Annotated in this window: 14 protein-coding genes and 1 riboswitch; of the genes, 2 read left to right on the forward strand and 12 right to left on the reverse strand. The window is 65.1% G+C overall.

The window, feature by feature from the left end:
- Positions 1-84: 84 nt before the first annotated feature.
- The 8 genes from thiS to G6R31_RS14355 all read right to left on the reverse strand — a co-directional run bounded on the left by thiS (position 85) and on the right by G6R31_RS14355 (position 7,194).
- Positions 85-279, reverse strand: a complete 195-nt coding sequence (gene thiS, locus G6R31_RS14320; RefSeq protein WP_017871757.1) for a sulfur carrier protein ThiS — start codon at positions 277-279, stop codon at positions 85-87.
- A gap of 97 nt (positions 280-376) precedes the next feature.
- Positions 377-1,069: a thiamine phosphate synthase gene (gene thiE / locus G6R31_RS14325; protein WP_051056520.1), complete on the reverse strand. Its 693-nt coding sequence runs from the start codon at positions 1,067-1,069 to the stop codon at positions 377-379.
- Between the two features lie 16 nt (positions 1,070-1,085).
- Complete coding sequence (gene thiC / locus G6R31_RS14330; protein ID WP_017871755.1) at positions 1,086-2,897, reverse strand: phosphomethylpyrimidine synthase ThiC; 1,812 nt, start codon at positions 2,895-2,897, stop codon at positions 1,086-1,088.
- A 145-nt stretch (positions 2,898-3,042) separates the two neighbouring features.
- Positions 3,043-3,157: riboswitch (TPP riboswitch) on the reverse strand.
- A gap of 117 nt (positions 3,158-3,274) precedes the next feature.
- On the reverse strand, positions 3,275-3,874 hold the full coding sequence (locus G6R31_RS14335) for an energy-coupling factor transporter transmembrane component T family protein (RefSeq protein WP_017871754.1): 600 nt from the start codon (positions 3,872-3,874) through the stop codon (positions 3,275-3,277).
- Positions 3,871-4,572, reverse strand: coding sequence for an energy-coupling factor ABC transporter ATP-binding protein (locus G6R31_RS14340; protein WP_017871753.1), 702 nt, complete (start codon positions 4,570-4,572; stop codon positions 3,871-3,873). Before G6R31_RS14340 ends, G6R31_RS14335 begins: the two co-directional genes overlap by 4 nt.
- Positions 4,565-5,125 carry a biotin transporter BioY gene (locus tag G6R31_RS14345; protein WP_017871752.1) on the reverse strand — a complete coding sequence of 187 codons (561 nt, stop codon included), beginning with the start codon at positions 5,123-5,125 and terminating at the stop codon, positions 4,565-4,567. The genes G6R31_RS14340 and G6R31_RS14345 overlap by 8 nt, the downstream gene beginning before the upstream one ends.
- 76 nt (positions 5,126-5,201) lie before the next feature.
- Entirely contained in the window at positions 5,202-5,498 is a 297-nt protein-coding gene (locus G6R31_RS14350) for a hypothetical protein (protein ID WP_017871751.1), read from the reverse strand.
- 1 nt (position 5,499) lies between these two features.
- Complete coding sequence (locus G6R31_RS14355) at positions 5,500-7,194, reverse strand: PhoX family protein (protein ID WP_017871750.1); 1,695 nt, start codon at positions 7,192-7,194, stop codon at positions 5,500-5,502.
- Between the two features lie 298 nt (positions 7,195-7,492).
- Between G6R31_RS14355 and G6R31_RS14360 the strand changes: the two genes are divergently transcribed.
- Positions 7,493-8,347: a site-specific integrase gene (locus tag G6R31_RS14360; protein ID WP_017871749.1), complete on the forward strand. Its 855-nt coding sequence runs from the start codon at positions 7,493-7,495 to the stop codon at positions 8,345-8,347.
- Positions 8,348-8,767: 420 nt separating this feature from the next.
- Entirely contained in the window at positions 8,768-10,117 is a 1,350-nt protein-coding gene (tnpC, locus tag G6R31_RS14365) for an IS66 family transposase (protein WP_081703135.1), read from the forward strand.
- A gap of 92 nt (positions 10,118-10,209) precedes the next feature.
- Here tnpC and trxC read toward each other — a convergent pair whose 3' ends face one another.
- The 4 genes from trxC to G6R31_RS14385 all read right to left on the reverse strand — a co-directional run bounded on the left by trxC (position 10,210) and on the right by G6R31_RS14385 (position 12,656).
- Positions 10,210-10,635, reverse strand: a complete 426-nt coding sequence (trxC, locus tag G6R31_RS14370; RefSeq protein WP_017871460.1) for a thioredoxin TrxC — start codon at positions 10,633-10,635, stop codon at positions 10,210-10,212.
- A gap of 69 nt (positions 10,636-10,704) precedes the next feature.
- Complete coding sequence (locus tag G6R31_RS14375) at positions 10,705-11,178, reverse strand: YeeE/YedE family protein (RefSeq protein WP_017871461.1); 474 nt, start codon at positions 11,176-11,178, stop codon at positions 10,705-10,707.
- The gene (locus tag G6R31_RS14380; RefSeq protein ID WP_017871462.1) at positions 11,175-11,765 is read right to left on the reverse strand and encodes a YeeE/YedE family protein; all 591 of its coding nucleotides are present in this window, start codon (positions 11,763-11,765) and stop codon (positions 11,175-11,177) included. The genes G6R31_RS14375 and G6R31_RS14380 overlap by 4 nt, the downstream gene beginning before the upstream one ends.
- A gap of 114 nt (positions 11,766-11,879) precedes the next feature.
- A complete protein-coding gene (locus G6R31_RS14385) occupies positions 11,880-12,656 on the reverse strand; it encodes a sulfite exporter TauE/SafE family protein (RefSeq protein ID WP_017871463.1) in 777 nt (258 codons plus the stop codon).
- Positions 12,657-12,693 lie beyond the last annotated feature (37 nt).

Consider the following 12,693-nt stretch of genomic DNA (forward strand, 5'->3'; position numbering starts at 1 on the left):
GCGAGTAGGAAAAAATACGGATTCTGCGATATGGATGCACAGGCGGTGCTTTCCCGACTGTGCAGGAATTAAGCGGAATCCGTATTACCCTCCCCCAATCACCTTCACGATCTCCACCACGTCGCGCTCGTCGAGCTGACGGTCCGGGGCCTGTCCGCCCGCATAGAAGTCGTCGTTCACGGCGATGGCGACGCGCTCGGGGTTGATGTTCAGCTCGCGCAGAAGCTGGTGCAGGGTGAGGTCGGGGGTGTAGGGGTGGGGTTGTCCGTTGACGTGCATTTCGCTCCTTTCAGTCGCGTTGATGGGTGATGGGTTCGGCCTTCGGCCTGATGGATGATGGAAAAAGAACGTCTAGGACGGCATTTTCCATCATCCATCATCTATCAACCATCACCATGCGCTTCAGTGCATAAGCCGCCCCCGCCACGTCCCCCGCGTCCAGCACCGCCCGCACCACGGCGATGCGGGTGGCTCCGGCGTTCAGCACGTCCTGCACGTTGCTCAGGTCAATGCCGCCAATCGCGTACCACGGCAGCGCGGGCGCGAGCTGGGCGACGTGGCGCACATACTCCAGCCCGGCGGCGGGGCGGCCTGGTTTGGTGGGGGTGGGGTAGACGGGGCCGGTGGCAAAGTAGGCGGGGGCTTCGGCAAAGGCACGCTCGGCGTCTTCGGGGCGGTGGGTAGAGCGGCCCAGCCGCAGCCCAGGCGTCAGCTGCCGTGCCCACTCCACGGGCAGGTCGTTCTGGCCCAGATGCACGCCGTCCGCACCCGCTGCGAGGGCCACGTCCACGCGGTCATTGACAAAAAACGGCACGTTCTTGGCATGGGCGAGGTCGCGCACCTTTTCCGCCAGCGCGATGTAAGGCCGCGCCTCGCCGTACACGGGATGGTCGGCCTTGCAGCGCAGTTGCAGCGTGTCCACGCCGCCGTCGAGCGCGTCTTGCACCCGCAGCAGAAATTCGGCTTCGGGTTGCTGCGGACGGGGAGTGGCAACGAGGTAAAGATGCCCCAAGGGGCGGTTAATGGTTGACGGTTGATGGTTGATTGAGGGCTTTTTTCCATCATCCATCAGCGCAGCGGACCCATCAACCATCGACATAAATCTCCCCGCCCTTCTCCCGAAATTCCCGCGCCTTTTCTTCCATCCCCGCGAGCACGTCGGCGGCGCGGATGTCGTGGCTGAGTTTCATGGAGCAGAAATGCGGGCCGCACATGGAGCAGAAATGCGCGGTCTTGGCGGCGTCGGCGGGCAGCGTCTCGTCGTGCATGGCACGCGCCCGTTCGGGGTCGAGCGAGAGGTTGAACTGGTCTTGCCACCTGAATTCGAAGCGGGCTTTGCTCAGGGCGTTGTCGCGCAGTTGCGCCCCCGCGTAGCCTTTGGCGAGGTCGGCGGCGTGCGCGGCGATGCGGTAGGTCATCACGCCGTCGCGCACGTCCTGTTTGTCGGGCAGGCCGAGGTGCTCCTTGGGCGTCACGTAGCACAGCATCGCCGTGCCGTACCACGCGATTTGCGCGGCTCCGATGGCGGAAGTGATGTGGTCGTAGCCGGGCGCGATGTCAGTGGTCAGCGGCCCGAGGGTGTAGAAGGGCGCTTCGGCGCAGGCATCCAGTTGCCGCGTCATGTTTTCCCGAATCAGTTGCATGGGAACGTGTCCCGGCCCCTCGATCATGGTCTGTACGCCGCATTCCCACGCCACCCGCGTCAGTTCGCCCAGCGTATCGAGTTCGGCAAATTGCGCCGCGTCGTTGGCGTCCTGAATGGAGCCGGGGCGCAGGCCGTCCCCGAGGCTGAAGGTGATGTCGTAGGCGGCCATGATCTCGCAGATGTCGCGGAAATGGGTGTAGAGGAAGTTTTCCTGATGGTGCGCGAGGCACCACTTGGCGAGGATGCTGCCCCCACGCGAGACGATGCCGGTGCGGCGGCGAGCGGTCAGCGGCACATGTGAGAGCCGCACGCCCGCGTGAATGGTGAAGTAGTCCACGCCCTGTTCGGCCTGCTCGATGAGGGTGTCGCGGTACACCTCCCAGGTCAGTTCTTCGGCCTTGCCCCCGACCTTTTCCAGCGCCTGATAAATCGGCACGGTGCCGATGGGCACGGGACTGTTTCGCACGATCCACTCGCGGGTCTGGTGAATGTGCTTGCCGGTGGAGAGGTCCATCACTGTGTCGGCTCCCCAACGCGCCGCCCAGACCATCTTTTCCACCTCTTCCTCGATGGAACTGGTCACGATGGACGTACCGAGGTTGGCATTGATTTTGACGCGGAAATTGCGCCCGATGATGGTCGGTTCCAGTTCGGGGTGGTTGATGTTGGCGGGGATGACGGCCCGCCCCCGCGCCACCTCGTCGCGCACGAATTCGGGGGTGTAGACGCGGGGAAGCGCCGCGCCGAAGCTTTCGCCGGGGTGCTGCTCCAAGAGGTCTGCCGACATCTCCTGCCGCAAGTTCTCGCGCAGGGCGACAAATTCCATTTCGGGCGTGATTTCGCCGCGCCGCGCGGCCTGCATCTGCGTGATGCCCTGTCCCGCCCTGGCGCGGCGCGGGGCCTGCACGTTCGGATAGGGCACCGGCCCGTCGAGGTCGGCCAGTGCGGAAAAACGCGGTGTCGTCTCTGTCCGTTCGTCCCGCACCAGCCAGGGCCGGGCGTGCGGTAGCCCGCGCTCCAGGTCAATCTGTACGGCGGGGTCGGTGTATGGCCCGCTGGTGTCCGGTACGAGCAGGTCGGGGTTGGGCAGCGTGCGCGTCACGCCGCTGAAGGCTTCTACGGTGGGCGAGAGCCGAATGGCGCGCACTGGCACGCGGACTTCGGGAAAACGCTCGCCCGTCAGGTAGCGCTTTTCGGAGTTGGGAAAGGGTTGGGTGGACAGCCGGGAATGGTCGAGCGAAAACGGTGTCATGGGGCCTCGGCAGTAGGGGAGAGAAGGGCAGAAGAGATGAAGAAGGGGGGCAGGCTGCCCGGCAGCTCATTCGACTCAATCCAAAAAATCCCTCCCCCAAACGAAAGTCGGAGGAGGGCGGCCCCAGCCCAGGCTGGTCAAACAGTGTCCGCACCCGTCACACTCCCTCCGCTGGTGCTAACCAGTTCAGGTTCCTAGGGTTAGGCGCTGTTGCCCTCTCAGCCTCCGGCCCGATTGCGGAGGCACCCCTGTTGACGATGCCCAGAGTTTGCCACCGCCCTGGTCACGGGTCAAGTCGAACAAATCTCCTCAGTTCATAAAATTTTATATGAAATCCGCACTCTCTCCACCCCTCACCCTCCACGTTCCAACCCCCCCTACCGGCCCCCGCCCCTAGCCTCCAGCGCGTCCGCCACGTCGTCGGCCATCTTCAGCGTCCGGACGATGACCGGCACAGCGAGCGCGATGAGGTGGCGTTCCTGGCCCCGCGCCCGCTGCGCCTCACGCACGTCGGCCACGACCTGCAACGTGACCGGAATAAACCGCAGGGTCAGGGAGCAGGCGAGACTGACCTTGTCCGGGTCCACCCCGAAGCGGGCCAGGGGCCGCAGGCCGCGTTCCAGCGCCGCGAGCACGTCCGAAACGCGGGTGGTCAGGGTGAGCAGGGCACCGAGCAGAATCATCACCCCGAAGCGCAGCGCGGTGACGGCGGCGGCTTCCCACCCGGCGGTCACGCCCTGAACCGCAAAGAAAAACAGCAGCAGCCCCAGCGCGGGCCGCAGGCTGTGCCAGGCCAGGCGGGCGCCGAGACCGCTCAGGGCATACAGCGCGAGCGACGCCGTGAGCAGGCCCAGGAGCAGCCGCAGGTCCCGCACCAGAAAGACGCCGACCCCGGCGAGCAGCAGCGCCGTGAGCTTGACCCCCGGCGCGAGGCGGTGCAGCCATGAGCGGCCCGGCACGTACAGGCTGAGACTCAAGCCGACTCCAGTGACATCCGCTCGCGGTAGAGGGCCAGCGCCTCGGCGGGAGCGGCGTCGGCCAGCAGGGCGCCGTCCTCGAAGACCAGCACCCGCTCGAAGTCGCGCAGCAGTTCCAGGTCGTGCGTCACCACCACGGCCTGCTGCGGCAACTGCGCGATGGCGCGGGCCACCCGGTTGCGGTTGCGCAGGTCGAGCAGCGTGGTCGGCTCGTCGAACACGATCACCTCGGGGCGCATGACCAGCACCCCCGCCAGCGCCAGAAGCTGCTTTTGCCCCCCGCTAAGCCGGTGCGTGGCGTGCTGGCGCAGGTGCGCGAGGTCGTAACGCCCGAGCATCTCCGTGATTCTGCCCTCCGTTTCCGCCGCGCTCAGTCCCAGGGGACGCAGCCCGAAGGCGAGATCTTCTTCCACCACCGGAAAGACAATCTGGTGCTCGGGGTTCTGAAACACGAAGCCCAGGCGCCGCCGCACCTCGCGGGGCGAGCGCCGGGTGTCGAAGCCGCCCACCGTCACCGTCCCTGTCGTGGGCAGCAGCAGACCACCGATCAGGCGCGCGAGGGTGCTTTTGCCGCTGCCGTTGCTGCCGACGATGCCGATACGCCGCTCGGTCAGGCTGAGGTCGAGGGGATAAAGGACCGTTCGCGGCGCCAGCCCCGGCACCTCGAAGGTCTGCGAAACGCCGCGCAGCTCAATCACGGCTGGGCGGAACAATCAGCGGATAGGTGCGCCGCACGGTCAGGGCGACGCTCGCACTGAGCACCGCCTTGAGCAGGTCGCCGGGCAAAAAGGGGCCTGCCGCGAGGGTCGCTTTCAGGTACGGCATCGGGGCCGCGTAACTCAGCCACGCGTTGCCGATGGCGTAGACGACGACCACACCACCCAGCAGGATGATGCCGAGCGACAAGGCGAAGTTCAGGCGGTCCCAGAACCTTTCGTGCAGCCAGCCGATGACGTAGGCCGCCACCGGCCAGGACAGCAGAAAACCCCCGGTCGGCCCGGCGAAGACCCCCAGGCCCCCGCGCCCCCCGGCCAGCAGCGTCAGCCCGGCGGCGACGAGCAGCAGGAACAGGAGCTGCGACAGCGCGCCGCGCCGCGCGCCCAGAACGGCCCCCGCCAGCATCGCCCCCATCGACTGCGCAGTGATGGGCACGCCGGTCACCAGGGTCAGGGGCGGCAGCGCCCCCAGCGCGGCGACGAGGGCGGCAAACAGGGCGATATAGACGATGTCGCGGGTGCTCACGTCCGGCATTCTAGAGAGTCTCGCGGCATACGGCCCGCCTCCCTGAATTCAGGAGACGGGCCGCCGGGGTCAGGCGTAAGGGGTATTAAGCCTGCCAGTTCCAGTCGCGCAGGTAGGTGTGCAGGTCGGCGAGCAGAGCGCGGGCCTCGGCCTGCTGCTCCGGCGGCAGACCCGCTTGCCAGGCTGCCGTGCGGTCCTCGGTCAGCGCCGACAGGGGGGCGGCGCCGCCCAGGAAGGTGTCGAGGTCTTCGATGAGTTCCTCGGCGCGGGCCTTGCGCCAGGGCTGCTGCCGGGTCAGCTCGTTGAGAAAGTCCTCGGCGGCGTGCTCAAGCAGGGTGGTGCGGCCCACGATCCAGGGGGCGCGGTAGGGCAGCGCGGTCATCTCAGGCCTTCCAGCCGGGGAAGCCCTCGATGGCGACCAGGGTGGGACGCGGAATCTTGGTGCCGGGCTTGGCGGCGAAGGTGCTGGTGGGGTTGTTGATGTCCTCGGTGTCCTCGCCGGGGTGCTGGATCGCCACGAACAGCGTCTTGCCGTCGGGGCTGAACACCGGGCCGGTCATTTCGGCGTCTACCGGACCGACGGCGAAGCGGTAGGCCTTACCCATGTTGGGGCCTTCGGTGGGGAAGAAGAACATGGCGTTGTTGCCGTGGTAGGCCTTGATGGGGTTGGTGCCCAGGTCCGAGTTGTCGGTCACCATCCACAGGTTGCCGTAGGCGTCGAACACCAGGTTGTCGGGGCTGGCGAAGCCGCTCTGGGGGCCACCGTAGGCGAAGATGCCCCACACGAAGTTCAGGGCCGCCGCGTCACCGTCCTTCTCGGTCCACTTGATGATTTGCCCGAAGAAGTTGCCGTGCTTGGAGTTGTTGGTCAGCGCGGCGTACACGTCCTTGCTGCGGGGGTGGACTTCGATGTCCTCGGGACGGTCCACCGGGGTGCCGCCCACCGCCAGAGCCGCCGCGCGGGCATCGGCCAGGACTTCGGCCTGCGAGGTGAACAGCGGCTTGTCGCCGTTCTTGGCGTCCTGCAGCTTCTTGTTCTTGTCGTAGTCGAGCAGCACCCAGCTGCCGTTGCCGAAGTTGGCGACGTACAGGTCGCCCTCCGCGAGCAGGTCACGGTTGGCAGCGCGGTTTTGCGGGTCGTACTTGCCCCGGCTGATGAACTTGTAGATGCACGAGTCCTGCATGTCGTCGCCCATGTAGGCCACCACGCGCCCGTCGGCGGCGAGGGTCACGGCGGCGTTCTCGTGACGGAAGCGGCCCATGCCGGTGCGCTTTTTGGGCATCCACTCGGGGTCGAAGGGGTCGATTTCGGTGACCCAGCCCTGGTGCATCATCTCGTAGCCGCTGCCCGCCCAGGCCTTCTGGTAGCCGTCCACATTTTCTTCGCAGGTCAGCAGCGTGCCCCAGGGGGTCTGCCCGCCGGAGCAGTTGCCCACGCTGCCCTTGACGGTGGTCGCGCCCTTGACGACCGCCGCGCCGCGCACCGGGCCGGTCAGCTCGATGTCTGTAAAGGCGTCGATGCGGCGGTTGCGGGGGTCGGCCACGATCTTCCACTCGCCGCGCTCACGCTTCACCCGCACCACGCTCACGCCCACCTCGCGCATCTCGGCCTGAATCTGCTCGGGGGTGCGCTCCTGGGTGTTGCCGCCCACGAACAGCGGGTTGACGTACTCGTGGTTGATGGTCAGCAGGGCTTCGGTGCTGCTCTGGCCGCCTTCGAGCATGTCGATGGGGAAGTAGCCCACGAAGTCGTGGTTGAAGCCGATGGTGCGCCCGTCGTCGGTAAACGGTTCGCCCCAGGGCGCCAGAATCTGGGTGCGGTAGCCCGCCGGGACCGTCACCGCGTCGGCGGTGGTCGGCTCGATGGGGCGGAAAGTGGGCACGCTGTGGGGGCTGATGCGCTCCTTGGGGTCGGCAACTACGGGCGCCCCGTTGTTGGCGGCGGCCTGCGCGTCGCTCAGGGTCACCGGCAGGGTCACGGCGGCGGCCGTCACGGCGGCGCTGCCCAGGGCGCTGCGGCGAGTCAGGCGGGTTTCGAGAAGGCGGTGCCAGAGGCTCTGCTCAGGTTGAGAAGTCATGAACAGAGAGTGAGGGCCGAATGTCAGGGGAAGTTCAAGGCCGGTAGGGTTTGGGGGGATTCTTATCTAAGACCGCTTAGGTAAGAAAAACTCCTTTTCGTGACTGGATGGGGGATACCGCTTCCTCGCTGCTGCCCAAGCTTGTGGCTGGAACTCTGTTGCTGTTGGAGCCGAAGCAAGAGATAAGGCTTGAAGCTGTCTGCTCGTTTCTTCCTGGCGGCCACGACATAGCGGCCACGACACAGAAGCGGAAAGCAAAGGCTTGTCTTTTTAGGCCTCTAAACATATAAAATTGCATATGCATCCACAGGATGAACGGCAGCTCAAGCTCACGCGGGCGCTTCAGGAGGCGGACCTCGACACGGTGCTGGCGGTGCTGGGGCCGGAGATGCGCTGGCCGCTCAAGCAACTGCGCAGCAACCTGCGGCTGGTGTTCGCGGCGGCGGAGCGTGACCATGTCAGCCTGCTTCATCCCCCCGCCGATTTCGTGACCTGGTTGCAAGGCCCGCTGCATGAAACGGTGAAAGGACCCGGCACTGCCAAGGCGAACACGGTGGTGGCGCGGCTCTCGACCATTTCGCGGCTGTACGAGCTGCTGATGGATGAAGGTGTGGTCCTCCGGCATCCGCTGCGGGGGGTGGTGCGGCCACCGGGGGAACGCAAAGTAGAAAAGGTGCCCCCGCGTGAGGACATCGAGCGGCTGCTCGTTCATGCCCGGAGCGACCCGGCCCTGTTCGCCGCGCTGACGCTGATGTACCGCCATACTTTTCAGGTGGCCGAGATGCTGGCGCTGCGGTGGTCGGCGTTCCGACCCGAGGACGGCACGGTGCTGCGGCGGCGGACGCTGTGCCAGCTCGACGACGACAGTTACGCCGCCCTCGACCGCTTGCTCGCGCAGGCCGGTGGGCCGCTGTCCAGTCCGGCGGGGCGCATCTTTCCGTTTGAGAACAACGACGCGCTGCGCACCCGGATTTTTCAGGTGTGCCGGGAAGCCAACCTCACCTTCGTCAACCCGGCCAAGCTGCGCAAGGCGGGACTGCGGGATTTTCCCCTCACACCCGATCAGGCGGGTTTTATCGGAGACGAGGCCTACGCCCTGGCGCGGGAGCTGGCGAGCCGGTTGTCCGACGAGGACACTCCAGCAGCGCCGTGACCGCACGTTTCTGTATGTTTCTGTATGTTTCTGTCAGGCGGGGGAGCTGGTGAGCAGCGGCGTGACGCGCTCTCCTCTCCCCTCTTGCTCCTGGCGGCCCCTGGCGAATGCGTGACCGAACGGACCGCTGAATTGGGACTGATACGGATTCCGCTTAATTCCTGGACAGTCGGGCCTATACAGTTGGGAAGGCGCCGCCTGTGCATCCATATCGCAGAATCCGTATTTTTTCCTACTCGCATCCGCTCTGCTGCGCAGCTTTGCAAGTCGGATTGAATCTGAAACGACCAGATTCAATCGGAATCCGTATTAAAACCGTATTTTGTAACTGCTCAGCAGGGGGACTTGCGAAGCGGAAACGGGTAGAGTAGGGGCATCACGCAAGAGACCTGTCCCAACTGCGAACGACTTGCTGCCGAGGTGACTCGCCTCCAGGCTGAAGTCGCCGCATTGCAAGCCGAGTTGCGGGCTATCAAAACCCTGCTCGGTCTGAATAGCAGCAACTCCAATCAACCACCGAGCAAAGACCCCCCCTGGAAACCCAAGAGCGAGCGTCAGAAGAGCGAACGCTCTTCTGGTGGACAAAAGGGACACCCAGGGAAAACGCTGAAATTCAGTGACCAGCCCGACGAAATCCAAACGCTATCGCTCACCGGAGCCTGCTCTTGTGGGACTGTCTGGGACGAGGTGGATGTCACCGATCATCTTGCTCGACAGGTTCACGATTTGCCAGAACTGCGTCTCCATATCACCGAGTACCAGGCCGAAGTGAAACTCTGCCCGAACTGTGGCTGTCGTGGACAGGCCAATTTCCCCGAGCATGTCCCTGGTCAGGTGCAATACGGTCCGCAACTCCATGCCTTCACGACCTTGCTGAATGTGGGGCATTTCATTCCATTGGAGCGGGTCACCCAGATTACGGACGCGCTTTTTGGCGCGTCCATCAGCGATGGTACGGTGGTTCTCAACATCAACCTGGCTTCAGAACGCCTTGAGCCTTTCGAGGACGAGCTGAAAGCTGGCCTGAGGCAACAAGCCGTACTCCATGCGGATGAAACGGGCACCAAGGTGAATGGGAAGCTGAACTGGTTTCATGTGGCCTGTTTTGCCAGGGGAACGCTCTATACCTTGCACGAGAAGCGCGGCTACGCGGCTCTTGAGGCGGCTGGCGTGTTGACCGACTTTACGGGCGTCGTGGTTCACGACGCTTGGAACACCTATTTCCGTCTCCCTGGAGAACACGCGCTGTGCAATGCTCACCTGCTGCGCGAACTGCGCAAACTGGATGAGCATGACCAGCAGCCCTGGGCCGGTGAACTGCGGCGGGAATTGCAGCAGGTCTACCATGCCCAGAAGACGGGGATATTGACGAATGAGCAAAGAGCTGCGTTCTATACGCGATTTGACGAACTGGTGCTGGCGGGTCTGGAAGCAAATCCGGTGCAGGAACCTGTTCCAAAGCGGCGTGGTAAACCCAAACAGCTTCCGGGACGCAACCTGGCATTGCGGTGTCAGCAGCACCGCGCAGCGATGCTGCTTTTCCTGGAGCGTGCTGACGTGCCGTTTGACAACAATCAGGCGGAACGTGACATCAGGATGGCCTGCGTAAAACGCAAGGTTTCGGGTGGGTTTCGCTCGGAGGCCGGGGGGCAGGCATTCTGCCGAATTCGCAGCTTCATCTCTACCCTTCAGAAGCAGGGCGTATCAGTTTGGACGGGCTTGGTTGACGTCTTTCGTGGCGTCTTACACAAACTCGACTTCTCGTGCTGAGTAGTTACTTTTTTCCTACTCGCATCCGCGCTGCTGCGCAGCTTTGCAAGTCGGATTGAATCTGAAACGACCAGATTCAATCGGAATCCGTATCAGAGCCGACTCAGATGCTCCACCCGCGCCCGCAGCGCCGCTTTCTGGGGCACACCGATGATCTGGTCCACCTCTTCCCCGTTCCTGAACATCAGCAGCGTGGGAATACTGCGAATCTCGAAGCGGGCGGCGGTGTGCGGGTTTTCGTCCACGTTGACCTTGACCACGCGCACCTTGCCCGGCAGGTCCCGGACGAGGTCTTCCAGCACCGGGGCCATCACCCGGCAGGGACCGCACCACGGCGCCCAGAAGTCCACGATGACCGGCACACTCGCCTGGATGTCCTGCTCGAAAGAAGCGTCGGTGCCGTCGTGCAGCCAGGGCAGCGCGGCCCCGCAACGGGCGCAGCTCGGCACCCGGTCAGCGGGCACGGCGCCCACGCGGTTTCTGGCTTGGCACTGCGAACAGGTCAGGATGTCGCTCATGGGGTCCCTCCAGGGAGAAAAGGGGGGGCACAGGCGCAGCCCCCGGGATGACGGACAGCTACGAACAGCTCAATGGGGCAGCCGCTTTTGCAGGACGCCGTACAGGTAGGTGCCGAGCAGCGCGAACAGCAGTGTGAGCAGCATCGGCCACACCCCCGCCCCGATCAGCACGAAGATGGGTCCGGGGCACACGCCCGCCAGCCCCCAGCCGAGGCCGAAGGTCAGCCCGCCCAGGACGTACCGCACCCAGCCCCGGTCCTTGGGACTGACCCGGATTTCCTCGCCGCTGCGGGTGTGCCCGAACCGCCGCAGCAGCGTGGTGGACACTATCCCGGTCAGCACCGCCGAGCCGAGCAGACCGAACATATGAAACGACTCGAAGCGGAACATTTCCTGAATGCGGTACCAGCTCGCCGCTTCCGACTTGACGAGGACCGTGCCGAAATACAGCCCCACCAGCAGGTAGACGAGCAGGCCGGTCGCCTGCCGCGCCGCCGACACGGGAGGCTGGGCCGGGGGGTGGACGCCGGGAATGCCGGTCATTTCAGACCCCCGAGGCCCAGAACGCCCAGCAGCAGCGGCAGGAGCAAGTTGGCGCTGAGAATCCCACCGACGAAAAAGGACGCGGTGGCGATCAGGCTCGGGACTTGCAGGGTGCTCAGGCCCGTAATCGCGTGCCCACTGGTGCAGCCGCCCCCGTAGCGGGTGCCGAAGCCGACCAGCAGCCCGCTCAGCGCGAGCAGCGCCCAGACGCCAGGGCGACTCAGGTCGGTCAGTTCGGCGGGCGCGAGGCCGGGCCGCACCGTCACGCCCAGGTCGTTCACGCTCTGGACCCCGGCGGCGCTCAGGCGCACGGGTTGCGGGTCGGCCAGCAGGCTCCCGAACACGGCCCCGGCCAGAACCAGCCCCAGGGCGAAAGCCAGGTTCCACCTCTCGGCCCGCCAGTTGTAGCGGAAAAAGGGAGGCTTGGCGGACTCGGGCAGCGCGGCGGCGCACAGGTGGCGCAGGTTGCTGGAAATCCCGAAAGATTTGTTGCCCAGCCACAGCATCAGCGGGACCGTCAGGCCGATCAGGGGGCCACCGACCCACCAGGGCCAGGGCGAGCGCAACACGTCAAGAAACTCAGTCATAGCAGATACCTCATGCGGAGTCTGATGCAGCCGCATTGAAAACACGGTGAAAAATGAACGGAGGAAGGAGGAAAAGAACGGGGCAGCAACCGGCCTGCGGCCAGCGTGGGCACTTCAAAGCACTTTCGGCACGTTCGTCGCCAGCACGTAGGCCCCCATCAGGACGAGGAACACGGCGAAGCCCTTTTTGAGCCGTTCGCCCGCGATGCGCTGGCCCAGCCGCGCCCCGAGAAAGCTGCCCACAATACCGATGGCGGTGAAGATCAGGATCAGCGACCAGTCGACGCTCAGGCCCTGTTCGCCCAGTACGCCCAGGTACTTGAAAAACCCGACGAAGCTCTTGGCGGCGATAATCAGGAGGCTGGTTCCCACCGCCAGACCCATCGGCAGACCGCCGAGCAGCACCAGCGCGGGAATGATCAGAAAGCCCCCGCCCACCCCGACCAGCCCGGTGACGACGCCCACGACCAGACCTTCCAGCCCGACCTTGAGGGGCGAGCGCAGCCCGGCCATCTGTTCCCCGCTCTGCTCGCCTGCTATGGGGGAAGAGCGGAACATCATCACGGCGGCGAGCAGCATCACGGCGGCAAACAGCAGCAGTTGCACGGCGCCCGAGAGGTAGACGCTCAGCGCCGCGCCCAGAAAGGTGCCCACCACGCCGGGAATCCCGAACCAGACCACCGAAGTCCAGTCCACCTGCCGCCGCAGCGCGTAGGGCAGCGCCCCCACCAGACTGATCCCCCCCACGACAGCGAGGCTCTCGGCAATTGCAATTTTTTCCGGCTCGCCCACCAGATACACCAGCACCGGCACCGTCAGGATGGACCCACCCGACCCCAGCAGACCCAGGCTCAGGCCGATCAGTGCGGCGCCCAGCCACGCCAGGATCATCGCCGGGCCTCGCCGCAGCACGGGGGCGCACACCACT

The organism is Deinococcus wulumuqiensis R12 (genome assembly GCF_011067105.1).
Classification (GTDB): Bacteria; Deinococcota; Deinococci; order Deinococcales; family Deinococcaceae; genus Deinococcus; species Deinococcus wulumuqiensis.

What these genes read in the sequence shown, in the direction of transcription:
- thiS (WP_017871757.1), bottom strand. Translation starts at nt 279, where the DNA reads ATGCACGTCAACGGACAACCCCACCCCTACACCCCCGACCTCACCCTG.
- thiE (WP_051056520.1), bottom strand. Translation starts at nt 1,069, where the DNA reads ATGGATGATGGAAAAAAGCCCTCAATCAACCATCAACCGTCAACCATT.
- G6R31_RS14385 (WP_017871463.1), bottom strand. Translation starts at nt 12,656, where the DNA reads ATGATCCTGGCGTGGCTGGGCGCCGCACTGATCGGCCTGAGCCTGGGT.
- trxC (WP_017871460.1), bottom strand. Translation starts at nt 10,635, where the DNA reads ATGAGCGACATCCTGACCTGTTCGCAGTGCCAAGCCAGAAACCGCGTG.
- G6R31_RS14350 (WP_017871751.1), bottom strand. Translation starts at nt 5,498, where the DNA reads ATGACCGCGCTGCCCTACCGCGCCCCCTGGATCGTGGGCCGCACCACC.
- thiC (WP_017871755.1), bottom strand. Translation starts at nt 2,897, where the DNA reads ATGACACCGTTTTCGCTCGACCATTCCCGGCTGTCCACCCAACCCTTT.
- G6R31_RS14355 (WP_017871750.1), bottom strand. Translation starts at nt 7,194, where the DNA reads ATGACTTCTCAACCTGAGCAGAGCCTCTGGCACCGCCTTCTCGAAACC.
- G6R31_RS14360 (WP_017871749.1), top strand. Translation starts at nt 7,493, where the DNA reads ATGCATCCACAGGATGAACGGCAGCTCAAGCTCACGCGGGCGCTTCAG.
- G6R31_RS14375 (WP_017871461.1), bottom strand. Translation starts at nt 11,178, where the DNA reads ATGACCGGCATTCCCGGCGTCCACCCCCCGGCCCAGCCTCCCGTGTCG.
- G6R31_RS14380 (WP_017871462.1), bottom strand. Translation starts at nt 11,765, where the DNA reads ATGACTGAGTTTCTTGACGTGTTGCGCTCGCCCTGGCCCTGGTGGGTC.
- G6R31_RS14345 (WP_017871752.1), bottom strand. Translation starts at nt 5,125, where the DNA reads ATGCCGGACGTGAGCACCCGCGACATCGTCTATATCGCCCTGTTTGCC.